This window comes from Janthinobacterium sp. Ant5-2-1 (assembly GCF_001445815.1).
GTDB classification, from domain to species: Bacteria; Pseudomonadota; Gammaproteobacteria; order Burkholderiales; family Burkholderiaceae_D; genus Janthinobacterium; species Janthinobacterium lividum_E.
The window spans coordinates 26,779-52,940 of sequence record NZ_LNCE01000071.1; the positions used below are offsets into that span (position 1 = coordinate 26,779).

23 protein-coding genes and 1 other RNA gene are annotated in these 26,162 nt (G+C 62.8%); 3 read left to right on the forward strand and 21 right to left on the reverse strand.

Annotated features, from left to right (window positions below; all coding sequences use genetic code 11):
* The first annotated feature begins 86 nt into the window (after positions 1–86).
* Positions 87–596, forward strand: coding sequence for a DciA family protein (locus tag ASN89_RS21605; protein ID WP_046683347.1), 510 nt, complete (start codon positions 87–89; stop codon positions 594–596).
* A 129-nt stretch (positions 597–725) separates the two neighbouring features.
* Here the strand turns inward: ASN89_RS21605 and lpxC are convergent, their stop codons facing one another.
* The 3 genes from lpxC to ASN89_RS21620 form a co-directional block, all read right to left on the reverse strand.
* The gene (lpxC, locus tag ASN89_RS21610; protein ID WP_046683348.1) at positions 726–1,661 is read right to left on the reverse strand and encodes a UDP-3-O-acyl-N-acetylglucosamine deacetylase; all 936 of its coding nucleotides are present in this window, start codon (positions 1,659–1,661) and stop codon (positions 726–728) included.
* Positions 1,662–1,736: 75 nt separating this feature from the next.
* Complete coding sequence (locus tag ASN89_RS21615) at positions 1,737–2,579, reverse strand: DMT family transporter (protein ID WP_058050771.1); 843 nt, start codon at positions 2,577–2,579, stop codon at positions 1,737–1,739.
* A 165-nt stretch (positions 2,580–2,744) separates the two neighbouring features.
* Positions 2,745–3,515 carry a helix-turn-helix transcriptional regulator gene (locus ASN89_RS21620; protein WP_046683349.1) on the reverse strand — a complete coding sequence of 257 codons (771 nt, stop codon included), beginning with the start codon at positions 3,513–3,515 and terminating at the stop codon, positions 2,745–2,747.
* Positions 3,516–3,619: 104 nt separating this feature from the next.
* Between ASN89_RS21620 and ASN89_RS21625 the strand changes: the two genes are divergently transcribed.
* Positions 3,620–4,387, forward strand: a complete 768-nt coding sequence (locus tag ASN89_RS21625; RefSeq protein WP_046683512.1) for a class I SAM-dependent methyltransferase — start codon at positions 3,620–3,622, stop codon at positions 4,385–4,387.
* Between the two features lie 171 nt (positions 4,388–4,558).
* Here ASN89_RS21625 and ASN89_RS21630 read toward each other — a convergent pair whose 3' ends face one another.
* The 17 genes from ASN89_RS21630 to rnpB all read right to left on the reverse strand — a co-directional run bounded on the left by ASN89_RS21630 (position 4,559) and on the right by rnpB (position 23,628).
* On the reverse strand, positions 4,559–5,065 hold the full coding sequence (locus ASN89_RS21630) for a peroxiredoxin (protein ID WP_058050716.1): 507 nt from the start codon (positions 5,063–5,065) through the stop codon (positions 4,559–4,561).
* Between the two features lie 258 nt (positions 5,066–5,323).
* Positions 5,324–6,532, reverse strand: a complete 1,209-nt coding sequence (ftsZ, locus tag ASN89_RS21635) for a cell division protein FtsZ (protein WP_034784974.1) — start codon at positions 6,530–6,532, stop codon at positions 5,324–5,326.
* A 154-nt stretch (positions 6,533–6,686) separates the two neighbouring features.
* On the reverse strand, positions 6,687–7,919 hold the full coding sequence (gene ftsA / locus ASN89_RS21640; RefSeq protein WP_010394955.1) for a cell division protein FtsA: 1,233 nt from the start codon (positions 7,917–7,919) through the stop codon (positions 6,687–6,689).
* Between the two features lie 45 nt (positions 7,920–7,964).
* On the reverse strand, positions 7,965–8,777 hold the full coding sequence (locus tag ASN89_RS21645; protein WP_058050717.1) for a cell division protein FtsQ/DivIB: 813 nt from the start codon (positions 8,775–8,777) through the stop codon (positions 7,965–7,967).
* A 1-nt stretch (position 8,778) separates the two neighbouring features.
* Positions 8,779–9,747 carry a D-alanine--D-alanine ligase gene (locus ASN89_RS21650; RefSeq protein WP_058050718.1) on the reverse strand — a complete coding sequence of 323 codons (969 nt, stop codon included), beginning with the start codon at positions 9,745–9,747 and terminating at the stop codon, positions 8,779–8,781.
* A 1-nt stretch (position 9,748) separates the two neighbouring features.
* Positions 9,749–11,152, reverse strand: a complete 1,404-nt coding sequence (gene murC, locus ASN89_RS21655; protein ID WP_058050719.1) for a UDP-N-acetylmuramate--L-alanine ligase — start codon at positions 11,150–11,152, stop codon at positions 9,749–9,751.
* A 10-nt stretch (positions 11,153–11,162) separates the two neighbouring features.
* Positions 11,163–12,257: an undecaprenyldiphospho-muramoylpentapeptide beta-N-acetylglucosaminyltransferase gene (murG, locus tag ASN89_RS21660; protein WP_082654687.1), complete on the reverse strand. Its 1,095-nt coding sequence runs from the start codon at positions 12,255–12,257 to the stop codon at positions 11,163–11,165.
* Positions 12,254–13,465, reverse strand: coding sequence for a putative lipid II flippase FtsW (ftsW, locus tag ASN89_RS21665; RefSeq protein WP_046683352.1), 1,212 nt, complete (start codon positions 13,463–13,465; stop codon positions 12,254–12,256). Before ftsW ends, murG begins: the two co-directional genes overlap by 4 nt.
* Positions 13,465–15,021 carry a UDP-N-acetylmuramoyl-L-alanine--D-glutamate ligase gene (gene murD, locus ASN89_RS21670; RefSeq protein WP_058050720.1) on the reverse strand — a complete coding sequence of 519 codons (1,557 nt, stop codon included), beginning with the start codon at positions 15,019–15,021 and terminating at the stop codon, positions 13,465–13,467. The genes ftsW and murD overlap by 1 nt, the downstream gene beginning before the upstream one ends.
* On the reverse strand, positions 15,021–16,196 hold the full coding sequence (gene mraY, locus ASN89_RS21675) for a phospho-N-acetylmuramoyl-pentapeptide-transferase (RefSeq protein WP_034748886.1): 1,176 nt from the start codon (positions 16,194–16,196) through the stop codon (positions 15,021–15,023). Before mraY ends, murD begins: the two co-directional genes overlap by 1 nt.
* Positions 16,197–16,198: 2 nt before the next feature.
* Complete coding sequence (locus tag ASN89_RS21680; protein ID WP_058050773.1) at positions 16,199–17,629, reverse strand: UDP-N-acetylmuramoyl-tripeptide--D-alanyl-D-alanine ligase; 1,431 nt, start codon at positions 17,627–17,629, stop codon at positions 16,199–16,201.
* Between the two features lie 11 nt (positions 17,630–17,640).
* Positions 17,641–19,149: a UDP-N-acetylmuramoyl-L-alanyl-D-glutamate--2,6-diaminopimelate ligase gene (locus tag ASN89_RS21685; protein ID WP_058050721.1), complete on the reverse strand. Its 1,509-nt coding sequence runs from the start codon at positions 19,147–19,149 to the stop codon at positions 17,641–17,643.
* An 8-nt stretch (positions 19,150–19,157) separates the two neighbouring features.
* Entirely contained in the window at positions 19,158–20,936 is a 1,779-nt protein-coding gene (locus ASN89_RS21690; RefSeq protein WP_034748891.1) for a peptidoglycan D,D-transpeptidase FtsI family protein, read from the reverse strand.
* Entirely contained in the window at positions 20,936–21,205 is a 270-nt protein-coding gene (gene ftsL / locus ASN89_RS21695; protein ID WP_034748894.1) for a cell division protein FtsL, read from the reverse strand. The genes ASN89_RS21690 and ftsL overlap by 1 nt, the downstream gene beginning before the upstream one ends.
* Positions 21,202–22,173 carry a 16S rRNA (cytosine(1402)-N(4))-methyltransferase RsmH gene (gene rsmH / locus ASN89_RS21700; RefSeq protein ID WP_046683356.1) on the reverse strand — a complete coding sequence of 324 codons (972 nt, stop codon included), beginning with the start codon at positions 22,171–22,173 and terminating at the stop codon, positions 21,202–21,204. Before rsmH ends, ftsL begins: the two co-directional genes overlap by 4 nt.
* Before the next feature lie 9 nt (positions 22,174–22,182).
* Positions 22,183–22,611, reverse strand: a complete 429-nt coding sequence (mraZ, locus tag ASN89_RS21705) for a division/cell wall cluster transcriptional repressor MraZ (protein ID WP_034748899.1) — start codon at positions 22,609–22,611, stop codon at positions 22,183–22,185.
* Between the two features lie 662 nt (positions 22,612–23,273).
* An RNA gene (gene rnpB / locus ASN89_RS22130) (RNase P RNA component class A) lies at positions 23,274–23,628 on the reverse strand.
* 198 nt (positions 23,629–23,826) lie between these two features.
* Between rnpB and ASN89_RS21710 the strand changes: the two genes are divergently transcribed.
* Complete coding sequence (locus ASN89_RS21710; protein WP_058050722.1) at positions 23,827–25,530, forward strand: thiamine pyrophosphate-binding protein; 1,704 nt, start codon at positions 23,827–23,829, stop codon at positions 25,528–25,530.
* A 73-nt stretch (positions 25,531–25,603) separates the two neighbouring features.
* On the opposite strand, the gene ASN89_RS21715 is transcribed toward ASN89_RS21710, so the two are convergent.
* Positions 25,604–26,146, reverse strand: a complete 543-nt coding sequence (locus ASN89_RS21715) for a hypothetical protein (RefSeq protein WP_058050723.1) — start codon at positions 26,144–26,146, stop codon at positions 25,604–25,606.
* Between the last annotated feature and the right edge of the window lie 16 nt (positions 26,147–26,162).

A 26,162-nucleotide genomic window follows, 5' to 3' on the forward strand; every position in this document is an offset into this window, starting at 1 on the left:
ATACTGTAAGGCAATACGGCCTGCCCGCCTGCGCCGCCCCCGCCGCCGCACTCGTCATGCGCGGGCGAGTGTGCTATGTTTCGGCCATGCGAACTCCCACTTATTCTCCGGCGCCGCGCCGCGGCTACGGCTTCGCCCGTTCAGGCCCGGCCGCGACGGGCGCAACCGACTTTCTGCGCGGCAACGCGACGATGGCCTCCCTGATGCCCACCGTCACGCGCCTGGCCGCCCTGCAAAAAGATTGCGCCAGGGCCTTGCCGGCCATGTTCGAGCATTGCGACATCCTGCAATTTGAGGGCGGCCAACTGGTGCTGGCCACGCCGAACGCGGCGCTGGCGGCCAAGCTCAAGCAGCAATTGCCGAAGTTGCAAGGGGAACTGGAAAGAAAGGGCTGGCAGATTTCAGGCATCAAGCTGAAAGTGCAAGTCATCAAGAGCATCGCGCCCATCGTGCATACGCGGGCGCTGGTCTTGCCGGAAAAAGCCATGTCGGCCCTGGAAGAGCTGAGCACGGCCCTGCCCGCGTCGAAACAGAACGAGCAATTGATCGCGGCGCTGCGCAATATGGTGCGCCACCACCGCGAACCGCGGGACTGAGAATAACGGCGCTAAATTAACGCATATCGCGTAGGTCGGATTAGGCCCTTCGGGCCGTAATCCGACAACACCACGATCAGTGCCAACATGGTTGTCGGATTACGCGGGGCGTCGCCCCGCTAATCCGACCTACGTCAGGGACCACTCGCGCTCCATCTGGCGCAGGTAGGATTGCGGCGCCGCCTCGTTGGTGGCGAACGACACGATTTCATACGCATCGGGCTGCTCCAGCAGCGCCAGCAGCAGCTGGTTGTTCAGCGCATGGCCGGACTTGTGCGCCGTGTAGTAGGCGAGCAAGGGGTGGCCCACCAGGTACAGGTCGCCGATGGCGTCAAGGATCTTGTGGCGCACGAACTCGTCTTCATAGCGCAAGCCGTCCGCGTTGAGGATGCGGTACTCGTCCATGACGATGGCGTTTTCCAGCGAACCACCGCGGGCCAGGCCCATGCCGCGCAAGCTTTCCACGTCCTGCATGAAACCGAAGGTGCGCGCGCGCGCCACGTCGTGCACATACGACACGTCGCCAAAGTCGACGGAGGCGCGCTGCATCGTGCCATCGACGGCCGGGTGGTTGAATTCGATGAAGAAATCGAGCTTGAAGCCGTCATACGGCGACAGGCGCGCCCATTTCTCCGCGTCGCCCTTGCCGTGACGCACTTCCACGGGCTTGACGACCTTGATGAATTTCTTCGCCGCCTGCTGCTCTTCCACGCCAGCCTGCTGCAGCAGGTAGACGAAGGACGAGGCGGAACCGTCCATGATGGGAATTTCTTCCGCATTCACGTCGATATACATATTGTCGATCCCCAGGCCCGCCGCCGCCGACATCAGATGTTCCACGGTAGACACCCTGGCGCCATCCTTGATCAGCACGGAAGCCATACGCGTGTCGCCCACGGCCATGGCGCTGGCGGGGAACTCGACGATGGGGTCGAGGTCGATGCGGCGAAACACGATGCCCGTGTCAATCGCGGCAGGACGCAGGATCAGCTCGACCTTGGTGCCGGAATGTAAACCGACACCGATGGTGCGGACCTGTTGTTTGATGGTGCGTTGTTTTAACATCTGTCGATTATATCTATTTGCCGGATTTTCGTTGCGGTGCGGCATGGATCACGCCAGAAATACCACAACCGTTCCTCACGGATGTTCGCTTTCCACATGCACGGCTTCGCGGCGCACTAGGTAAATCCCGCTGCCGATGATGATGGCCGCGCCGATCAAGGTGTATTCGTCGGGCAGGGCGCGCCACAGCATCCAGTCCAGGGCCATGCCCCAGGCCAGGGCCGAGTATTCGAACGGCGCCACGCTGGAGGCCTTGCCATGGCGAAACGCTTCCGTGATGGCCAGCTGGCCCAGGAAACCACTCAGCGACAAGCCCGCCAGCAGCCACCAGTCTTCGCTGCGGATGCTCACCCACTCATGCGCCGACAGGGCCACGCCGCCGCCGGCCATCATCACCATCAGCCAGAAGACCATGCTTTCGCTGGCATCCGTGCGGCTCAGGATACGGCCCGTGACGGCGGAAATGGCATAGCAGGCGGCCGAGCCCAGCACGGCCAGCCCGGCCAGGGAAAAGAAGCCCGAGCCGTCGGGGCGCAGCGCCACCAGCACGCCCAGCAGTCCCACGGCGATGGCGCACCAGCGCGCCAAGTCGACTCTTTCCTTCAGGATAAACACCGACAGGATCGTGATCAGCAAGGGCGCGACGAAGAACAGCGAATACGCCTCGGCCAGCGACATGCGCTTCAAGCCATACGCGAACAGAGTGATCATCATCACGCCCAGGGCGCCGCGCAGCACGTGCAGTGGCCAGCGCACCTTCAGCAAGTTCTTGAAAGCGCCGCGGTACAGCAGGTACAGACACACAAGCGGCAAGGACGACAGGGCGCGCAAGGCCGTCACCTGCATGGCGGGGTAGTGGGCGGACAGCAACTTCATGGCCGTGTCCATCAGGGAAAACATGGCGACGGCGACCAGCATCACATAGATGCTGCGCAGGTTGGGATTGCGGGGTATCAGGACAGACTCCTGGCGAAAGAGCGGGGCCGTCATCATGGCGACAGCCGGAGCCAGGACAGTGTGGCAAGGCCAAACCATCAAGCCGATTATAGCAAGCGCGGCCGTTTTACATTTTCAAAGGGGCAACTACACAGGCAACAGCATCACCAGTTTCAACTCATGCTGGCGCGCCAGGTGCAAGGTCACCTGATTAAATACCAGCAGCCCCTGTTGCGCATGCTGGAACTGGCGCAAGCCCCCATCGCGGCCCTGCACCTGCTGCGCGCCCCACCACTGGCGAAATTCAAGGCTGGCGCCAGTAAGTTCCGCGATCAGGCCGGCCAGCGGCGCCTGGTCCGCCTGCCGGCCGATATCGGCGCGGAATTCCGCCACCAGCCGCTGCGCCCGCTCGGGCCAGCCGACGACGAGATCGCGCGCGCCCGGTTCCAGGAACATGAAGCGCAGCTGGTTCGGTGCGCCCTCCCCGGCCTGCAGCCAGCCCGCAAACAAGGTGGACGCCGCGCCGTTCCACGCCACGGCATTCCATGCGCGATCGAGGACGTACGCCGGCGCATCGATGGCGGACACGATGGCGGCCAGTTCGGCGCTAGCAGGCCCCCCGCCCTCGCCTGTCGCGTGGCTGGGGTCATGCTTGTCGGCCACCTCGAACAGATAAGCGCGCTCGGCCGTGCTCAGCTGCAGCACCTGCGCCAGGCGCGCCAGCATCTTGGCCGACGCCGATACGGGCCTGCCCTGCTCCAGCCACGTCAGCCAGGTGGGACTGACGTCACACAGCTGCGCCAGTTCTTCTCGCCGCAAGCCCGGCGTGCGCCGCCGTCCGCCACCGGGCAAGCCAGCCATGGCGGGGGTGACGGCTTCGCGCCGGGCACGGATGAATTCAGCAAGTTTGTTCGACATGGCACGGATGCATGGTAGTGGATATACCAGTATAAGTTATGGTCTTGTTACAGGATAATTTTATCCCTATTCTGCAGGAACTCACCCATCAACAGGAGAAAACCATGCAGCAGCACGATGTCGTTACCGAACAGTTTGGCAAGACGGCCAATGCCTACCTGAGCAGCGCCGTACACGCGCAAGGCGCGGACCTGGTGCTGATGCAGGAATGCGCGCGCCGCCACGGCAAGCCCGTCGTCCTGGACCTGGGCTGCGGCGCCGGCCACGCCAGCTTCGCCGTCGCTCCCGTGGCGCAATCGGTGGTCGCCTACGACCTGGCGCAGCCCATGCTCGACGTGGTGGACCACGCGAAGGCACAGCGCGGCTTGCACAACATCAGCACGCAACAGGGCGACGTGGCGCGCCTGCCGTTTGCCGACGCCAGCTTCGACATGGTCGTCACGCGCTTTTCCGCGCACCACTGGAACGACGTGGCCGCTGCACTGGCAGAAGCGTGGCGCGTGCTGCGCCCGAACGGCACCTTGCTTGTGATCGACATCGTCGCGCCGAAAACGGCCCTGTACGACAGCACCTTGCAGGCGGTGGAAATGCTGCGCGACGCTTCCCACGTGCGCGACTACCGCACCTGCGAATGGGGCGCCAAATTCAACAATGCGGGATTCACGCACAGCTTGCGCAGCGTGTGGAAACTGACGATGCAGTTCGACGAGTGGGTGGCGCGCATGCGCACGCCGAACGAGCGCGTGGCGGCCATCCGCAACCTGTTCGATGGCGCGCCCGAGGAAGCGAGAAGATATTTCGCGCTGCAGGACGACTATTCCTTCAGCATCGATGCGGCCATGTTCGAGGCAACGAAACCATCGGTACAGTAAACGTCAAAACGGCGCCGATGGCGCCGTTTTGATTTACGCGTAGGTTGGGTAGGTTGGATTAGCGCAAGGCGCGTAATCCAACAATGCCAGAACAAACGTGATGCAAACGCAGCACGTCGGCTTACGCTGCGCTAAGCCGACCTACGCCAACCTACCCAGCCTGCACTCTGCTTAAGCCAGCTGGCCCAGCAGCGTCTCGGCATTCGACACTTCAAACTTGCCGCCTTGCTCGACATTCAATTGCGTCACGACGCCATTGTCGACCAGCATCGAGTAGCGCTGCGAACGCGTGCCCATGCCGTGCTTGGAGAAATCGGCGTCCAGGCCCAGTGCCTTGCTGTAGGCGGCATTGCCGTCAGCCATCATGCGCACGACGCCCGTGGCTTTCTGATCGCGGCCCCAGGCGCCCATAACGAACGCGTCGTTGACGGAGATGCACCAGATTTCATCGACGCCCTTGGCTTTCAGGTCGGCAGCGTGCTGCACGTAGCCTGGCACGTGCTGTGCGGAGCAGGTCGGGGTGTAGGCGCCTGGCAGGCCGAAGATGGCGATCTTCTTGCCCTTGACCAGGTCTTGCACGTTGAACGTGTTCGGGCCCAGTGCGCAACCTTCGGTTTCGCTTTCGATGAATTCGGCCAGGGTGCCTTCTGGCAGGGTGTCGCCGATCTTGATGGTCATGTTGACTCCTTGTGTACTGTCGGTTGAGGATGCTGCCGGCATGATGCCGACACTGCGCGATAGTATGCCTGACTTGCCGTATTTGTGCAGAAAATGGCCGGAAAGGCAAAGTCAAAAGTCAAAAACCGCCAAAAAAAACGGCGGCCCTCAGGCCGCCGTCATCGTTGCATACATCAGATCACCTTTTCCATATTGAAGCGCATGAAAAATGCTCAGGGCAAGGCTTTGCAACGCCGCCATGGGCTTTTTTCACTGCGCTTAATCGGCTTGCTTGCGCAGGAAGGCTGGAATGTCGTAGGTCTCCATGCCATTCTTTTCCATCGCGCGCACTTGCTCGGAAGCCGATTCACGGCGCCATACTGCCGGTGCCTTCATGCCGTCGAAACCGGCCGCCGGCGTAGCCACGCCTACCGTCGTCGTCGCCGCTTGCGCGCTACCCATGGCAGCCGACGGGGTCAGCGGGCTGTTGTGGGTACCGGTGCGCAGCACTTGCTGCGGTACCAGCTGGATGTTTTTCTTGGCGCGGCCCAGGCCCGTGGCCACCACGGTGACGCGGATGTCGTCGCCCATGGCGTCGTCGTAGGCGATACCCTGCGCGATCGACGCGTCCGGCGCGGCAAACGCGCGCACGGCAGCCATGACTTCCTTGATCTCTTTACCTTTCAAGCCACGGCTGGCCGTGACGTTGACCAGCACGCCGCGCGCGCCGGACAGATCAATGCCGTCCAGCAGCGGCGAAGCGACAGCCTGTTCGGCGGCGATGCGCGCGCGGTCGACGCCGGACGCCGTCGCCGTACCCATCATGGCCTTGCCCTGCTCGCCCATGATGGTTTTCACGTCGTTGAAGTCGACGTTGATATGGCCAGGCACGTTGATGATCTCGGCAATGCCGGCCACCGCGTTGTTGAGCACATCGTCGGCATGCTGCATCCATTCCAGCATGCTTTCATCTTCGTAGATCTCTTCCAGTTTTTCATTGAGGATGATGATCAGCGAATCGACGTGCAGGGACAGCTGTTCCAGGCCTTCGTCGGCGATGTCCATGCACTTCTGGCCTTCGTACGAGAACGGCTTCGAGACCACGGCCACCGTCAGCGCGCCCAGTTCCTTGGCCACTTCAGCCACGATGGGAGCGGCGCCCGTGCCCGTGCCGCCGCCCATGCCGGCGGCGATGAAGACCATGTGCGCGCCGCGCAGCGAATCGGCGATGCGCGCGCGCGATTCCTCGGCCAGCTGGCGGCCGACGGCAGGCTTCATGCCGGCGCCCAGACCGGTATCGCCGATCTGGATGATGTTGTGGGCCTTCGATGTCGACAGGGCCTGTGCGTCGGTGTTGGCGGCAATGAATTCCACGCCCGACATGCCTTTGTTGATCATGTGTTGGACTGCATTGCCACCCGCACCGCCGACGCCGACGACCTTGATGACGGTACCTAAAGCTGTGTTATCGACCATATCGAACTCCATGATGTGCTCCTATCAGATGCGGTTTCCAAGCGCCAGGCCTCATATTGGTAGGAGAACTGGAGATTGAAAACTGCGGTTAAATATAAAATAAAGTTATGTGTGTGTACCTGCGATGCTGCCAAAAAACCTGTACTGCCGGGCGCAAATCATGCCCTTAAAAATTCCCTAAAAACCATTCCTTCATACGCTGCCAGACTGCCTTCACCGAGCCGTCCTGACGCGTCACGATGTGGCCGCGCAGGTATTGCTTCTTCGCTTCCAGCAGCAGGCCCAATACCGTGGCATAGCGCGGACTGCGCACCACGTCGGCCAGCTGGCCCCGATACTCTGGCGTGCCAAGGCGCGCCGGTTTCAGGAAAATGTCTTCCGCCATTTCCACCATGCCGGGCATGATGGACGTGCCGCCCGTGAGCACGATGCCCGACGACAGCACGCCTTCGTAACCGGATTCGCGCACCACCTGGTGCACCATGGCGAACAGCTCCTCGACGCGCGGTTCGATCACGGCCGCCAGCGCCTGGCGCGACAGGTTGCGCGGGCCGCGGTCGCCCAGGCCTGGCACTTCCAGCGATTCGCCGGGGTCGGCCAGGACCTGCTTGGCCACGCCATAGCGGATCTTGATTTCTTCCGCTTCCGCGGTCGGGGTACGCAAGGCCATGGCGATGTCGTTGGTGATCTGGTCGCCGGCGATGGGAATGACTGCCGTATGGCGGATCGCGCCATCGGAGAATACCGCCACATCGGTCGTGCCGCCGCCGATGTCGATCAGCACCACGCCCAGCTCCTTCTCGTCGGGCGTGAGCACCGCATCGGCGGACGCCATAGGCTGCAGGATCAGGTCCGACACTTCCAGGCCGCAGCGGCGCACGCACTTGACGATGTTCTGCACCGCCGACACGGCGCCGGTGACGATATGCACCTTCACCTCCAGGCGGATGCCGCTCATGCCGATAGGCTCGCGCACATCTTCCTGGCTGTCGACGATGAACTCTTGCGGCACCGTGTGCAGCAATTGCTGATCGGTCGGAATGTTAACCGCTTTTGCCGTCTCGATGACGCGCGCCACGTCGGTCGCCGTCACTTCCTTGTCCTTGATGGCCACCATGCCGCTGGAATTGAAGCTGCGGATATGGCTGCCCGCAATGCCCGCGTACACATTGCGGATCTTGCAGTCGGCCATCAGCTCGGCCTCTTCCAGCGCGCGCTGGATGGACTCCACCGTCGCCTCGATATTGACCACCACGCCCTTTTTCAGGCCCTTCGATTCGTGCTGGCCCAGCCCGATCACTTCGTGGCGCCCGTCGGACATCACTTCGGCTACCACCGCCACCACTTTCGAGGTGCCGATGTCGAGGCCGACGATCAGGTTTTTCGCGTCTTTTGTCATTTCTTTCGCCTAGTTTTTTGGGCTATTAATTAATTGGGTATTCGGTTAAGTCGGTTTTTTAATCGGACTGCTGTTTTTCTTCTTCATCACTGGCTTGCCATCCTTGCCTTCGGCCGGTATCACCAGGCCGGAGGAACTGAGCGCCAGGCCATTCTGGTAGCGCATATCGATCGTGTCGATATTTTCCAGCCGGCTCGCCAGCTGCGGGTAGATACCCACCAGCCGGTCGACCCGCGCCTTCAGGGTCGTATGATTCTGCTCACGGCCCAGCGCCACGCTCATGCCGTTATCGAGTTTCACCGTCCACGCATAGCGGCTCGACAACGACAGGGTTTCCGGCACCATCTTCAGCGGCGCAAACCACTTCGCCAGCTGCACATAGGTCGCCAGCACTTCCTTCTCGCTGCCATCGGGGCCGGCAAACGCAGGCAATTCATGGTCGTCTTCGGCTTCGGCCACGTTCGCCGTAAACACGTCGCCCTTGACCGACAACAGGCGTCCGTCCTCGCCCCAGGTGCCCAGCGCTTCGTGTTCTTCCAGCGCCACGATCAGCTGGTTCGGCCACTCGCGCCGCACGCTGGCACGGCGTACCCAGGGCACCGATTCGAACACGCCGCGCACGCTTTCCAGGTTGGTCGTGAAAAAATTGCCCTTGATGCGGCCCAAGGTGCCGCTGCGCAGGGTCAGGTAATTCACGTGGCGCAGGCCCTTGTCGTCCGCGCTTTCCACCTTGATCGTGCGCAGGTCGAACATGGGACGCTGCGACACCCACCAGACGCCGGCGGCCACGCACACGACCAGAACCGCGGCCAGCAAGCCGTTGGCAGTCGTATTGAGGCTTTTAGCGTCATGCCACATATCAGTGCTGTCCCTTGTGCATTTTCAGACGCGCGCCAGCGACGATTTCCAGGCACAGGTCTTCATAGCTGATGCCCACCGCGCGCGCCGCCATCGGCACGAGCGAGTGCCCCGTCATGCCGGGCGAGGTATTAACTTCCAACAAAAACAGCTTGCTGTCGGCCGCGCGCATCAACACGTCCACCCGTCCCCAGCCTTCGCAACCGAGGGCGCGGTAGGCTGCCACGGCGATGCGTTCCATCTCCGCCACGATCGCCGGGTCCAGCTGCGGCGGGCAAAAATACTGCGTGTCGTCCGTGAAGTACTTGTTCTGGTAATCGTAATTGCCTTGCGGCGCGACGATCTCGATCGGCGGCAGCGCACGCGCCGTGGCGCCCTTGCCCAGGATCGCGACGGTGAATTCGCGGCCCTTGACGAATTCCTCGGCCAGCACCGAATCATCGAGACCGGCGGCGATGTCGTAGGCCGCCTGGAAGGCGCCCGCCTCGTTGACCGTGGTGATGCCGATGCTCGAGCCTTCATGCGGCGGCTTGACGATCAGCGGCAAGCCCAGTTCCGCAGCGACCTTGGCCAGGTCGGAGCTGTCATCGAGCACCGCGTACTTTGGCGTCGGCAGTTGATGCATCAGCCAGATCATCTTGGTGTAAATCTTGTCCATGCCTACCGCGCAGGCCATCACGCCGCTGCCCGTGTAGGGAATGCCCAGCTGTTCCAGCGCGCCCTGCAGGCTGCCGTCTTCGCCGAAGCGGCCGTGCAGCGCGATGAAGACGCGGTCGAATTTTTCAGCGGCCAGTTCGGCCAGGCTGCGTTCGCCCGTGTCGAACGCGTGCGCGTCCACGCCGCGGCTTGCCAACGCGGCCAGCACGCCCGTGCCGGACATCAGCGACACTTCGCGCTCGGCCGAGCTGCCGCCGAACAGGACGCCGACCTTGCCCAATTGTTTTACATCGATAGCTGAAGCTTGGTTCACATCAGGCCTTTACAGTGTTGGATGGATACGTAGTCAGTTGTTGCGGGATGCCGCTGATGGAGCCCGCGCCCATGGTCAGCACGACGTCGCCGTCGCGCGCCACGCTCATGATGGTGTCGGCCATGTCCTTCATGGACTCGACGAAAATCGGTTCGATCTTGCCGCGCGCGCGCAGCGCATGCGCCAGGGCGCGGCCGTCGGCGGCGACGATGGGCGCTTCGCCCGCCGCATACACTTCGGACAAGAGCAGCACGTCGGGCGCACCGAGCACCTTGACGAAATCCTCGAATAAGTCGCGCGTGCGGCTGTAGCGGTGCGGCTGGAACGCCAGCACGAGGCGGCGACCAGGATAGGCGGCGCGCGCGGCGGCCAAGGTCACTTCCGTTTCTACAGGGTGATGGCCGAAATCGTCGACCAGGGCGAAGCTGCCGCCGTTCGGCAGCGCCACGTCGCCATAGCGCGTAAAGCGGCGGCCCACGCCGGAGAACTCGGCCAGGCCCTGCTGCGTGGCGCTGTCGGCGATGCCGATTTCACGCGCGATGGCGATCGCCGAACAGGCATTCTGCACATTGTGCATGCCAGGCTGGTTCAGCACCACGTCGAGATCCGGATAGCCTTCCTGCAGCACCGTGAAATGCATTTCCAGGCCCACGGCGCGCGCATTGATGGCGCGCACTTGCGCGTCTTCCGCGAAACCGTAGGTGGTGACGGGCTTGGTGACGAACGGGATGATGGCGCGCACGTGCGGATCGTCGATGCACAGCATGGCGCGGCCATAGAAAGGCAAACGGTGCGTGAATTGCACGAAGGCCTGCTTGAGCTTTTCGAAATCGTGCTCGTAGGTGTCCATGTGATCGGCGTCGATATTCGTGATCACTTCGATCATCGGCGTCAGGTTCAGGAACGAGGCGTCCGATTCATCGGCTTCGGCCACCAGGTAGTCGCCCGAGCCCAGCTTGGCGTTCGCGCCAGCGCTGGTCAAACGGCCGCCGATGACGAAAGTAGGGTCGAGACCGCCCTGCGCCAGCACGGAAGCGACCAGGCTGGTGGTGGTCGTCTTGCCGTGGGTGCCGGCAATCGCGATGCCGCGCTTCAGGCGCATCAACTCGCCCAGCATCACGGCGCGCGGCACCAGCGGAATCTTGCGCGCACGCGCGGCCGCCACTTCCGGATTGTCCTGCGGGACGGCGCCTGACGTCACCACCGCATCGGCGTCGCCGATGTTCTCGGCCGCGTGGCCGAGCATGACGGTCGCGCCCAGGCTCGCAAGGCGCTGCGTCGCCGCATTGCTGCCCAGGTCCGAGCCCGACACCTTGTAGCCGAGGTTGACCAGCACTTCGGCGATGCCGCTCATGCCGCTGCCGCCAATGCCGACAAAGTGGATATTGTTTACTTTATGCTTCACAGAGCTAACCTCATGCCAGTTTTTCCAATACGTGTGCGATCGCCTCATTGGCGTCGCGCTTGCCTGCTGCCAGTGCCGCTTGCGCCATGTGCTGGCAGGTATCCCGCGTCAAGGACGCCAGCAATGTGCTCAGCGACGCGGCACTCATTTCCGTTTGCGGCAGATGAATCGCCGCGCCTTGTTTTGCCATCCATTGCGCGTTGTCGCGCTGGTGGCTGGTGGTCGACGCCACCAGCGGCACGAGCACGCTGGCCACGCCGGCCGCCGTCAATTCCGACAGGGTGATCGCGCCTGCGCGGCAAATCACCAGGTCGGCTTCGGTATACGCCTTGGCCATGTCGTCGATGAAGTCGACCACATTGGCTTGCACGCCCGCCTGCGCATACGCGGCATGCAGGGCGTCGATATTCTTCTTGCCCGACTGGTGCGTCACCAGCGGGCGTTCGCCCTCCGCCATCAGGGCCAGCGCGGCGGGCAGATTGTCGTTCAGCGCTTTCGCGCCCAGGCTGCCGCCCACCACCAGGATGCGCAGCGGTCCGCTGCGGCCCGCGAAGCGAAGCGCCGGCGGCGCCATGGCGAGGATTTCGGCGCGCACGGGATTGCCCGTGACGACGGCCTTGCCGGCGGCGCTGCCGAAATCGGCGGGAAAACCGAAGCACACCTGCTGCGCCAGCGGCACCAGGGTCTTGTTCGACAACAGCAGCGCCGCGTCGGCATTGACCAGCACCAGCGGCACGCCCTTCAGGCGCGCCATCAGGCCGCCCGGCACGGTGACGTAGCCGCCCATGCCCATCACCACGTCCGGCTTGCGGCGGGCGATGAAACGGCGGATGGCAAAGAAGCTGGCCAGCATCTTGAAGCCGCCCTTAACCGTGTGCGCCAGGCCCTTGCCGCGCATGCCGGAAAATTCAATCGCGTCCATGGGAATGCCGCTCTTCGGCACCAGTTCCTGTTCCATGCCGTGGGTCGTGCCCAGCCAGCTCACTTCCCAGCCGCGCGCGCGCATCGTCTGCGCAATCGCCAGGCCCGGGAAAATATGGCCGCCGGTGCCGGCCGCCATGATCATCAGTCTTTTCGTCGTCTTCAAGTTCGTCACGTTGTTCATAGCCGGCCTCCCCGCATCAGGATCCGGTTTTCGTAATCGATGCGCAGCAAAATCGCCAGGCCGATACAGTTAATCAGTACGCCCGTGCCGCCATAACTCATCAGGGGCAAGGTCAGACCCTTGGTCGGCAGCAGGCCCAGGTTCACGCCCATGTTGATGAAGGTCTGCACGCCGATCCAGATGGCGATGCCCTTCGCCGTCAGGCCGGCAAAGGTCTGGTCGATGGCGATCGCCTGGCGGCCGATATCGAACGCCCGCTTGATAATCCAGTAAAACATGCCGATCACGATCAGCACGCCGACCAGGCCCAGTTCCTCGCCGATCACGGCCAGCAAGAAGTCCGTATGCGCTTCGGGCAGGTAGTGCAGTTTTTCCACGCTGCCGCCCAGGCCCACGCCAAACAGTTCGCCGCGTCCGAAGGCGATCAGGGAGTGCGTCAGCTGGTAAGCCTTGTTCAGCGCATTGTCTTCCTGCCATGGATCGAGATACGCAAAAAACCGCTCGCGGCGGAATTTCGACAAGGCGATGATGGTGACGAAGATCGCCGTCAGCATGGCGCCGATGCCGCCGAACCAGATGGCGTTGACGCCGCCCAAAAACAGGATGCCCATGGCGATGCAGACGATCACGCCGAAGGCGCCCAGGTCGGGCTCCATCAGCAGCAGCAAGCCGACGAAGCTCACAGCCAGCGCCATCGGCATGAAGCCCTTGGTCAGCTTGTGCATGTATTCCTGCTTGCGCACCGTGTAGTCGGCCGCGTACAGCACCATCACCACTTTCATCAGCTCGGACGGCTGCGGCCGCAGGCCCGGCAAGTTCAGCCAGCGGCGACCGCCATTGACCGACACGCCCAGGCCCGGTATCAAGACCATCACCAGCAGCACCAAGGTGCCGATGAACAGCCACGGCGCGATCTTTTGCCAGGTGGCGACGGGAATGCGGAACACCAGCGCGCCGACGATGATCGACACGCCGATGAACAGCGCCTGGCGCACGACGAAATAATTGTTCGTGTAGGCGGCAAACTTGCGCGCGTCCGACAGCGAAATCGACGCCGAATACACCATCACCATGCCCAGCAACATGAGCAGCAGGACGACCCACACCAGCGGCTTGTCGTAGTCCATCATCTTCGACTGCCGCGCGCGGCTATCCAGCGGCTTGGCAGCCGAGCCGGAACCAAAGCTGAAGGGCAGTTGGAAGGCCATCAGATATCCTGTCCGTTTTCCAGGGCGATGTCGCGCACGGCGTCGACAAACACCTGCGCGCGGTGCGCATAGTTCTTGAACATGTCCAGGCTGGCGCACGCGGGCGACAGCAGCACGGCATCGCCGGCCAGCGCCAGGCTGCTGGCGCGCTTGACGGCTTCCGGCAAGGTGGCGCAGTCGATGGTGTCCACGCCGGCCGGCTCGAGGGCCGCGCGCAAGGCCGGCGCATCGCGGCCGATCAGCACTACGGCGCGCACGTAGCGCGACACGGGTTCGGCCAGCGGCGAGAAATCCTGTCCCTTGCCGTCGCCGCCGGCGATCAGCACCAGGCGCTGTTCCGCGCCGCCAAACGCCTTGCCCAGGCCGAACAGGGCAGCGACGGTCGCGCCCACGTTGGTACCCTTGCTGTCGTCGTAATACTCGACTTCATTGACGGCCGTGATCAGTTCCACGCGGTGCGGCTCGCCCTGGTATTCGCGCAAGCCGTGCAGCAGCGGCGCGAACGGCAGACCGATGGCGCGGCACAGGGCCAGCGCCGCCAGCGCATTCGAGGCATTGTGCTGGCCGCGGATTTTCAACGCATCGGCCGGCATCAGTTTTTTCGCCATCGTCGGCACCGGTTCCGGCGCCGGATCGTTCTTCTTGCGTTTTTTCTCGATCACTTCTTCGCTGGGCACGGCTTGCGCCAGCCAGAAGATGCCACGTTCATTGACCAGGCCAAAGCTGTCCACGTCAAGCGGTTCGCCCGTGCCGAAGGTGATCGTCTCGGCCAGCGGATCGGCCATGTGCATGACGGCCGCATCGTCGCGGTTCAATATGCGCACGGTCTGCTCGCCGAAGATGCGCGCCTTGTCGGCAGCGTAGGCGGCCATGTCGCCATGCCAGTCCAGGTGGTCCTGCGACAGGTTCAAGACCGTGGCCGCATCGGCCTGCAGGCTGAACGTCGTGTGCAGCTGGAAGCTGGACAATTCCAGTATCCACGCCTGCGGCAAGCTGCTGGCGACGGGTTCCGCCGCTTCAGCCTCTGCATCCACGGGCAGCGGCGCAGGCTCGGCGTCAAGCACTTCGCGCAGCACGTCGAGCGCGGCCGGGCTGATATTGCCGGCCACGCGCGTGAGCAGGCCCGCGCGCTCGCACAGCAGGCCCACCAGGCTGGTGACGGTCGTTTTGCCATTTGTGCCCGTGATGGCGATGACTTTCGGCGCATAGCCGCGTTCCGTCTTCAAGGCGGCCAGCGCCTGCGCGAACAGTTCTATCTCGCCCCACACGGGGATATTTTTTTCCTGCGCGGCCGGGGCAATTGCCGCCAGTTCGCGGCCCGGCGCCAGGCCAGGGCTGGCGGCGACGAAATCGACGCCATCGAGCAGGTCGGCCGTGAAGGCGCCGGCGATGAACTGCGCCTGCGGCACGGCGGCCTGCAGTGCGGCCAGGCGCTCAGGCGCCTCGCGCGTGTCGGCCACGCGGACCAGCGCACCGCTGCGGGCCAGCCACAGAGCCATGGCCAGCCCCGATTCGCCGAGGCCCAGTACCAGTGCGGTTTTAGCGTCGTACATCATCAGCGCAGCTTCAAGGTGGTCAGGCCGAGCAGCACCAGCATCATGGTGATGATCCAGAAACGCACGACAACCTGCGTCTCCTTCCAGCCTTTTTGTTCAAAATGGTGATGCAATGGCGCCATCAGGAAGACGCGGCGGCCGGCGCCATAGCGCTTCTTGGTGTACTTGAACCAGACGACCTGGATGATCACGGACAGCGTTTCGACGACGAAGATGCCGCCCATGATGAACAGGACGATTTCCTGGCGCACGATAACGGCGATGGTGCCAAGTGCACCGCCCAGCGCCAGCGCGCCCACGTCGCCCATGAACACTTTCGCGGGGTGCGTGTTATACCAGAGGAAGGCCAGGCCGGAACCGGCCAGCGCGCCGCAGAAGATCACCAGTTCGCCGGCGCCCGGGATGTGCGGGATGAACAGGTAGCGCGCATAGGTGGCGTTGCCCGTCAGGTAGGCGAACAGCCCCAGGGCCGTGCCCACCATCACGGTCGGCATGATGGCCAGGCCATCGAGGCCATCGGTAAAGTTGACGGCGTTGCTGGTGCCGACAATGACGCAATAGGTCAGCGCAATAAAACCCCACACGCCCAGCGGATAGCTGATGGTCTTGAAGAACGGGACGATCAGGTCGGCCTTCGGCGGCAGGTCCATGGCGAAGCCCGACTGCACCCAGGCGTAGATCAGATTCCACACGTGGCCAGCGTCAGGCTCCGACACGGAGACGGAAAACGCCAGGTAAAACGCGGCGACGATGCCGATCAGCGACTGCCAGAAGTATTTTTCCCGCGAGCGCATGCCTTCCGGGTCCTGGTGCACCACCTTGCGGTAGTCGTCGGCCCAGCCGACGGCGCCAAAGCCCAGGGTGACGATCAAGACCGGCCAGATGAAGCGGTTCGACAGGTCGGCCCACAGCAAGGTGGAAATGCCGATGGCGATGAGGATCAGCACACCGCCCATGGTGGGGGTGCCGTGTTTTTTCAGATGCGTTTGCGGGCCGTCCGTACGCACGGCCTGGCCGACCTTCATGCGCGTGAGCATGCGGATCACGGCGGGACCGGCGCACAGGCCGATCAGGATCGCCGTCAAGGTGGCGAAGACGGCGCGGAAAGTGATGAAGTTAAAGACCCGCAATGGGCCAATGTCGTCCTGGAAATAATGAGCGAGCCAGAGCAGCATGATTAGTAAGCTTCCTTGTTATTGTTGTTTGAACCAATCAAATGCTGCACGGCCCGTTCCATCTTCATGAAGCGGGAGCCCTTGATTAATACTGTTGCATCCGAACGGCCGGACAAATGCGCATCGAGCGCCGCCAGCAAACCGTCGAACTGTTCGAAATACTCCACGACCGTGCCTGATTCCTGGCTCGCGGCAGCTTGCGCCGGATTGACCAGATGGCGCGCCAGACCGCCCGTCGCCAGCACGTGTTCGATGCCTTTGGCGGCGGCGTAGGCGCCGATCTCTTCGTGGAACTGCTGCCCCTGCGTGCCAACTTCGCCCATCTCGCCCAGCACCAGGATGCGCGGTGCCGCGGCCTGCGCCAGCACATCGATGGCCGCGCGCGCCGAATCCGGATTGGCGTTATACGTGTCGTCGATGATAGTGGCGCCGTTGGCGGCACGTTTTTTCTGCAGACGGCCATTCACGGGAGAAAATGCCTCCAGGCCCTGCTTGATATGTTCCGGCGCGATACCGGCGCCAATCGCGCATGCCGCCGCGGCCAGCGCATTGCGCACATTGTGTTCGCCCGCCGCCTGCAGGCCGACAAAAAACTGGCGCAGACTGCCGTCCTGCGCGCGCACGCTGACGAACAGGTCGCTGCCAAAATCCTCTGCCGCGCGGTGCGTGCAACTGACGTCCGCGTCTTTCGACAGGCCGAAGGTGATGACAGAGCGCGCGCCAGCCAGTTCGCGCCACACGGGCGTGAATTCGTCGCCATGCGGGAAGACGGCCACGCCGTCTGCGCCCAAGGCCGCCAGTGCGGCGCCGTTCTCGCGCGCCACGGCCAGCACCGTATGCATGAATTCCTGGTGCTCACGCTGCGCGTTGTTGACCATCGCCAGGGTCGGCGCGGCAATCGCGGCCAGGCGGGCAATTTCTCCCGGATGGTTCATGCCCATCTCGATGACGGCCGCCTTGTGTTCTTCATTCAGGCGGAACAGGGTCAATGGCACGCCGATCTCGTTATTCAGGTTGCCGCGCGTGGCCAGGCGTGCTTCTTCGCCGAAGGCCGCCGCCAGAATGGAGGAAATCATCTCCTTGACGGTGGTCTTGCCATTGCTGCCGGTGACGCCGATGACGGGTACATTGAAACGGCGGCGCCAGTGGTTGGCGATGCGGCCCAGCGCGACCAGGGTATCGGCTACCACGATGGCCGGCACCTTGCCGCTGTCCCAGCCTTCGGGCAGGCGCTCCACCACCACGGCGGCGACGCCGCGCGCAGCCACCTGATCGAGGAAATCGTGGGCGTCAAAACTCTCGCCGCGCAGGGCGACGAACAGCGAACCGGCCGGAGCGCTGCGGCTGTCGGTCGATACGCCGTCAAAAACGGCGTCGCCCGTCAGCTGCGCGCCTTGCAGCGACGGCATCAGTTCCGCCAGGCTTGCGTGCATGAGGCGATCCATCAGTTCGTCCTCATCATCGTCAGACGCGCGGACAGGGCCAGCTGCGCATGGTCGGCGTCGGAGAACGGCAGTTTCTTGCCCTTGATTTCCTGGTACGGCTCATGGCCCTTGCCCGCCAACAGGATCACGTCCGGCTTGGCCGCGTGCTTGATGGCCGACAGGATGGCGGCGGCGCGGTCTTCGATAGCTTGCGGCTGCGGGCCGTCGGCGCGCATGCCGGCGACGATCTGCGCGATGATCGCGTGCGGATCTTCACTGCGCGGATTGTCGCTGGTGACGAGCACGTGGTCGGCCAGTTGCGCGATGGCGCCCATCTGCGGACGCTTGCCCGGATCGCGGTCGCCGCCGCAGCCGAACACGCACCACAGCTGGCCGCCCCGCTCCTGCGCCACCTGGCGCAAGGCAGCCAGGGTTTTTTCCAGTGCATCGGGTGTGTGCGCGTAATCGATGACAACCATCGGCGCTTCCTGGCCGCCTACCTGCTGCATGCGGCCCGGGGCCGGCTGCAAGGACTCGATGCCGTCGATGGCCGCGCGCAGGCCGGTGCCGTGCGCCAGCAAGGCGCCCAGCACGGCCAGCGCGTTGCTGATATTGAAGTGGCCCACCAGCTGCGTCTTGACCAGCGCCACGCCCAGCGCGCATTCCAGGTGGAAGTCGGTGCCGGCATTGCGGCTGCGGAACTGGCTGGCGCGCAGCATCAGCACGCCCGGCAAGTCGGGCAAGGCTGCCGCATCCTGCAAGGTGTAGCCGATGACGGGATATTCGCCGGACAGCTTGCCGTCCACGTGGCGCGCCAGGCGCAACCCCATGGCGTCGTCCAGGTTGATGACGGCAGTTTTCAGGCCGGGCCAGTCGAACAGTTTCACTTTGGCCGCCTCGTAGGCCGCCATGTCGCCATGGTAGTCGAGGTGGTCGCGCGTCAAATTGGTAAACATGGCCACGTCGAAATGCATGCCGGCCGCGCGGTCCTGGTCCAGGCCGATCGACGACACTTCGATGGCTACGGCCTTGGCGCCAGCGTCGCGCATGGCGGCCAGTTTGCGGGCCAGCAGCACGGCGTCCGGCGTCGTGTAGCCCGTGACGTCGAATTCAATGGCGCCGCGCGGCTTGCACAGGCCCACACCCAACGTCCCGATGACGGACGATGTGACACCGAGGCGCGCCAAGGCTTGCGCCAGCCACAGCGCGCACGAGGTCTTGCCATTCGTGCCCGTCACGCCGGCGCTGAACATGGCGCTGTCGGGCATGCCGTAAAAAGCATGCGCCACGGGGCCTGCCAGGCGTTTCAGGTCGCTGACCAGCAAGTGCGGCACGCTCCATGCGGCGTTCCATTCCACGGCGTCATGCACGATGGCGGCGGCGCCCTGCTCGATGGCGGCGGCAATGAAATCGGTGGCGCCCGCATAGGCGAAAAACACGTCGCCGCGCTGCACGCGGCGCGAATCGGACGTCAGCTGCCCGGACCGGGCAGCCGTTTTGATCCACAAACTGATGTCTTGTATGGTCATGAGTGACTTCACATGGCCTCCGGGCCGGCATTGGCCGGGACCACGATTTCGGTAACGGAGGAATCGGGCGGTACGTTCATCGCGCGCAGCGCGTTGGTCGCAATCGCCGCGAAAGCGGGAGCGGCAACCTGGCCGCCATAGTGGGCGGGGCCGGTCGGTTCATCGATCATCACGGCAATGATGAAGCGCGGCGCCGACATCGGCACCATGCCCACGAAAGAGCCGATGTATTTGCGCGGCATCGCATAGCGGCCGTTTTCCACTTTATAGGCGGTACCCGTCTTGCCGCCCACGCGGTAGCCGGCGACCTGGGCGCGCTTGGCCGAACCGTGCGCGCCGGAGACCACGAGTTCGAGCATGGCGCGCATTTCGGCGGCCGTCTTCGGCTTGATCACTTGCTGGCCCACAGGCAGTTCATTGACCTTCTGGAACGACAGAGGAATCGTGTCGCCATCGCGCGCGAACATCATGTAGGAGCGCGCCAGCTGGATCAGCGACACGGAAATGCCGTTACCGTAGCTCATGGTCGCCTGCTCCACCGGGCGCCACGATTTATACGGACGCACGCGGCCGGCCACGGCGCCGGGGAAGCCCCATTTCGGCTGCTGGCCGAAGCCCACCTTGGTAAACATTTCCCACATTTCCTGTGACGGCATGCCCAGCGCGATTTTCGAGGTGCCGATGTTCGACGACATCTCGATGATTTCGGAAACGTTGATCACGCCGTGCGGCTTGGTGTCCGTGATCGTGCGGTCGGCGATGGTGTAGCGGCCCGGGCCAGTGTCGATCAGGGTGCCAGGCTTGACCCGGCCCGTATCGAGCGCCAGCGAGACCGTGATCGGCTTCAGGGTCGAACCAGGCTCAAAAGTATCGGTCATGACGCGATTGCGCAGCTGCTGGCCCGTGAGCTTGCGGCGGTCGTTCGGATCGTAGCTCGGATAATTGGCCAGGGCCAGCACTTCGCCCGTGTGCACGTCGAGCACCACGGCGCCGCCGGCCTTGGCGTTGAATTTCTCAACCGCTTCCTTCAGCTGCGTGAAGGCGATGTACTGGATCTTGCTGTCGACGGACAGGGTCAGGTCCTTGCCGTCATGCGGTTCGTGGATGAAGCCGATGTCTTCGACGATGTGGCCCAGGCGGTCCTTGATCACGCGGCGGCTGCCGGTGGTGCCGACGAGGGTTTTCTGCTGCGCCAGTTCCATGCTTTCCTGGCCCACGTCTTCCACGTTGGTAAAGCCCACCACGTGTGTCATCACTTCGCCCTGTGGATAAAAGCGCTTGTATTCCTTGCGTTCGTCGATGCCGTCGATGCCCAGCTTGGAGATCTTGTCAGCCACGTCCATCTCGACCTGGCGCTTCAGGTAAACAAAGCTGCGGTCCGAATCGAGCTTCTTGCGCAATTCGTTGACGTTCATTTCCAGCAGACCGGCCAGCGCATTGATTTTTTCGGGCGACGCCTGCAGCACGTCATCGGGAATGGCCCAAATGGCTTTCACGGGCACGGACGAGGCGAGCACCTGGCCATTGCGGTCGGTGATCTTGCCCCGCGTGGCCGGCAATTCCAGGGTGCGCTCATAGCGCGCCTTGCCCTGCTTTTGCAGGAACTGCGTCGACACGCCCTGCAGCCACAGGGCGCGCGCGCCCAGGCCGGCGAAAGCGAAGAACAGCAGGAACAGCACGACGCGCGAACGCCAGACGGGCAGACGCACCGCCAGTACGGGGTTCTTCGAGAATGGCACGCCTTTCGATGCCGCCACCCGGCCGTTGCTATTACCGCCCAACTTCATTATTCACCCTCCGTCAGGTATTGCGTACGCGCCGCCGTCAGCGGCGTCATGCTCAGGTCGCGCCGTGCGATCGATTCGATGCGTTCATGCTTGCCCAAAGTGGACTGGTCCAGCTGCAGTTGCGCCCAGTCGATGTCTAGCTGGCGCGACAGCGCTTGCGCGCGTTCCAGGTCTATCAGCAAGTGGCGCGACTGGTACTGCGCGTTCACCAGCGACAGGCCGCAGCACACCAGCAGGGCCGACAGCACGACACACAGCTTGCCAGTCATCGGGCGCCGCCACTAACTGGAATGGGCAAACGCTGCGCCACGCGCATCACGGCCGAACGCGAACGGGGATTGCCCTCGATCTCGGCGTCGGACGGCTTCATTTTCGAAATCAGCTTCATTTCCGGCTGCGGCAAATCAACCGCGCGGATCGGCAGACGGCGGTCAGGCTGCTCCACGTTCGCCTTCGAGGCGAAGAAGCGCTTGACCATGCGGTCTTCCAGCGAATGAAAACTGATCACGGCCATGCGCGCGCCAGGCGCCAGGCAGGCATACGCCTGGTTCAGACCGATCTCGAGATCCTCGAGCTCTTTGTTAATGAAAATGCGGATTGCCTGAAAGGTGCGGGTAGCGGGGTCCTTACCCTTCTCGCGGGTCTTGACGGCGCCTGCCACGATGCCGGCAAGCTGTCGTGTGCTTGAAATTGGCTGGACTGCCCGGCCAGCAACAATCGCCTTTGCAATCTGAAAAGCAAACCGTTCTTCCCCATAATCGCGTATCACTTTCTCTAAATTCTGCTCGGTTTCCACCGCCAGCCATTCGGCCGCGGAGATGCCGCGCGTGGTATCCATGCGCATGTCCAGCGGTCCGTCGTTGCGGAAGCTGAAACCGCGCGCCGCGTCGTCGACCTGCGGCGACGAGATGCCCAGGTCGAGCAAAATGCCGTCCACCTGCTGCACGCCGCGTTCGGCCAGGCTGGCCGTCATGGTGGCAAAGCTGTCATGGACGATCTGGAAACGGGGATCGGCGATCTGTTCGGCCGTGGCGATGGCTTGCAAATCCTTGTCGAAGCCGATCAGGCGCGCGTCATCGGCCAGGCGCGACAAAATCAGGCGGCTATGGCCGCCGCGGCCAAACGTGCCATCAACGTAAACGCCGTGCGCGCGGTCGCCCGTCAGGTCGAGGGCATCGACCGCTTCATCGAGCAGCACCGTGCGATGCTGAAATTCCGGCACCGTGAGTTGTGTCATTACGGAGCCTTAGAAAGAAAAATTGGAAAGTACATCGGGGGTGCCGGCATCGATCGCCTGCTGTTCTTTGTCGGCCAATTTGGCGGCATCCCATATTTCAAAGTGGCTGCCCATGCCGATCATCATCACTTCGCGCGCCAGCCCGACGGCGTTGCGCAATTCGGGCGAGATCAGCACGCGGCCGGCCGAGTCCAGCTCGACGTCGACGGCGTTGCCAAGGAAGATGCGCTGCCAGGCGCGCGCCGACATGGGCCAGGCGGCGATTTGCTGGCGGTGGCTTTCCCACACGGGACGGGGGAAAAACAGCAGGCAGCCATCGGGGTGTTTGGTCAGGGTCAAACGGCCTTCGCATTGAATCGCCAGCGCGTCACGGTGCTTGGCAGGGATAGACATCCTGCCTTTGGCATCGAGATTGATTGCGGACGCGCCTTGAAACACGGAAGACCTTTTTTGAGCTTGGCTTGCGACGCTTGCGCATCACGATAAAAAGGGAAAATTTCCCACAAAAACACACTTTTTCACACAGTTGCCCACTTTAGAGGAAGCAAAGATAGTGGTCAAGCGGTTTCCGATTGGCAAAACAGGAATTTTATTAATGAAATTAAGGACTTAGCGCATATCGTTGAAGGAGTCTCAAATAAAAATATATCGATAAATTAGATACTTATGAAAGATAGTGAATGTGCTACCTCATCTGCACACATGTGTTTTCCTACCGTAAACATCGAAAAAAACGAAATCAAATAATTGAATTTTTTACAGTTAGTTGACACATGACAATAATTTCGTCATCCAGGCACAACAGCAATCAGCCGCACTGAAAGACTTGGTTTAAAGCAAAAAATAATCGTCCATGGCGCGTATCGGCCCTGTTTTCCGGGGCTGGCCTGACGCGGGAAAACTATTTTTGCAATGCAGCAATTAATTGGAAGCGAGAAACTTTAACCAATTGTTCACTTTTACTTGTCTATACAACTTTATCTTCACTGCATTATTTTTAGATACAAAAAAAGCCCCTTCGCGGGGGCTTTTTGCTTGGCGCGCAGCAGCTAAACCGCTGCGGTCAAGATACTCCCTGGCAAGCCAGGGAACAGGAATTCAAGTGAAGCAGGCCGGTAGGCCGGATTTTGTTACGGCGCCTTCCCTTGCAGGTTGGCGCTATGACAGTCATTCCTCTAGGCGCCAGATTACTCGGGCGCTCAAGCTTTCTACCCGCACGCTCCGCGAGCAGCATCATCGCGTGCCTATTTGAAATTGCACCAGGTGGAGGTTACCGCGTTTCACCGTAACTTAATACGCTCGTCTCTGTGGCCCTATTCCTCGCCTTATACCATGGGCTAACTGCGCTTGCGGCTTTCAGCGGACGGCCGTTAACCGTCACCCCGCTCTATGGAGTCCGGACCTTCCTCCCGCCAGCGCATTGCTGCGCCGGCCAGCGACTGTCTGGCCTGCTTCACCCGCCATTGTACCGCGCCGCAGCATGTTTCTGCAAAAGCGCGCCACATCAGCCGGGGGATTGTGTAATTCGGTGTCGCCATTTCAAAAGCCGGGCCAAATCGGCTCACATAGAATGAGGCAAGCTGCTTGCATGCAGGCGCATGCGCACCGCTTGCCCCATTTCTTTGCCACCCACTAGAATATAAAGAGCCGAACATGACGCAACAATCCCGTACCGGCGGCCAGATCCTGGTCGATGCCCTGCAGATCCACGGTGTCGACACCGCTTTTGGCGTGCCTGGCGAAAGCTACCTGGACGTGCTCGACGCCCTGCACGACTCGGGCATCCGCTTCATCATCAACCGCCAGGAAGGCGGCGCCGCCTTCATGGCCGAAGCCTACGGCAAGCTGACGGGCAAGCCGGGCATCTGCTTCGTCACGCGGGGACCGGGCGCCACCAACGCCTCGATCGGCGTGCACACGGCTTACCAGGATTCCACCCCTATGATCCTGTTCATCGGCCAGGTGGGCAACGATTTTGTCGACCGCGAAGCGTTCCAGGAAATCGACTACCGCCGCATGTATGGCCAGATGGCCAAGTGGGTGGCGCAGATCGACCGCGCCGAGCGTATCCCCGAATACCTGGCGCGCGCCTTCCAGGTGGCCACCAGCGGGCGTCCCGGCCCCGTCGTGCTGGCCCTGCCGGAAGACATGCTCATCTCGCTGGCCACGGTGGCCGACACGCGCGCCTACCAGCCGGTGCAAGCGGCACCATCGGACGCTCAATTACAGCAACTGCGCGGCATGCTGGCCACCGCGAAACAGCCGTTGGTCTTGCTGGGCGGCACCACTTGGACGCCGCAAGCGTGCGCCGACCTGCGGCAGTTCGCGGAAAGCAACCACCTGCCCGTCGCCTGCGCCTTCCGCTTCCAGGACTTGCTCGACAATGCACACCCGAACTACATCGGCGACGTCGGCATCGGCATCAACCCGAAACTGGCCGCGCGCGTGAAAAATGCCGACCTGGTCATCGCCATCGGTCCGCGCCTCGGTGAAATGACGACAGGCGGCTACACGCTGTTCGACTCGCCCGTGCCGCGCCAGCGCCTCGTGCACATCCATACGGATGCCGAGGAACTGGGCAGCGTCTACCAGGCTGAACTGATGATCAACAGCGGCATGCCGCAAGTGTGCACCATGCTGGCCGCCATGGTCCCCGTCGACGCTTCCACATGGAAACATACGCCGGCCGAAGCCAAGGCCGAACTGGCCGCCTACCAGGAGCGCCCGCCCATCTTCCAGGATGGCCAGGCGCCGCTGGACCTGTGGCAAGTGACGCAGGAGATCATAGCGCAAGTGCCGGCCGACACGATCCTGACGAACGGCGCCGGCAACTACGCCTCGTGGGCGCACCGTTTCTACCGCTACGGCGGCCTGCGCACCCAGCTGGCGCCGACGAACGGCGCCATGGGCTACGGCGTGCCGTCAGGCGTGGCGGCCAAGATCGTCCATCCGGAACGCACCGTGATCACGTTTGCCGGCGACGGCGAATACATGATGAATGGCCAGGAACTGGCCACGGCAGTGCAATACCAGGCGGGCGTGGTCATCATCGTCTTCAATAACCAGATGTTCGGCACCATCCGCATGCATCAGGAGCGCGATTATCCGGGCCGCGTGTCGGGCACGACCCTGCACAACCCGGATTTCGCGGCACTGGCGCAGGCGTACGGCGCACAAGGCGAAGTGGTGAATACGACAGAAGAGTTCGCCCCTGCCCTGCAACGGGCGCTGGCGCACGCCAAGGCGCACAACTTGCCGGCCCTGATCGAGCTGCGCTATGACGGCAACCTGATCACGCCGAACGCCACCTTGGCCACCATCCGCGCCACGGCGGAAAAGGCGCAAGCGGTCAAATAAGCCCCTTGCAACGCTGCAAATAACAAAGGCCCGGTCGATACCGGGCCTTTTTCTTTTTGACGGCGGCAATCGCTCAGGCCGCGGGCACCGGCGCGCTTTCCTCGGCAGGCGCCGCCTCGGCCGGCGCTTGCGGCATCGGCGGGCATGGCGTGCAGTTTTTCAGGGGGCGGCCGAAATCGCGCACACGGCTCAGTTTCATGGGCATGCGCACATTGCCGCCGCAGTAATCGCCTTCCAGGGTCAGGGTTTGCCCATCCTTGGAAAACTTGCCGACGATGGTGCGCTCTTCGCTGTCGGCGCCGGCAATGGTGAAGTCGAAAACGCCCGTGGCGGCGTCCAGGTTGACGTCGTTGGCCACGATGGGCCAGCTCAGGGCGCCTGCCGTGAATTCATAGATGACGGAATCGGCCTCGGCAAAGCGGTGCAGGGTGACGCGCTGGCCGCCGATTTCGCCGCTATCCTTTTGCAGGCACAGGTCGGAATAGACGGCCACGCCGTAGCGCTCCAGTCCAGCCGGTTTCTTGCCCTTCACGGCAGCGGCAGCGGCGCCCGTGGCGCCAGCGAGCAGCAGCGCAGCCAGCATGGCGGCCAGGCGCGGCGAGGTGAATGAATACATGGCATTCCTTTACTTG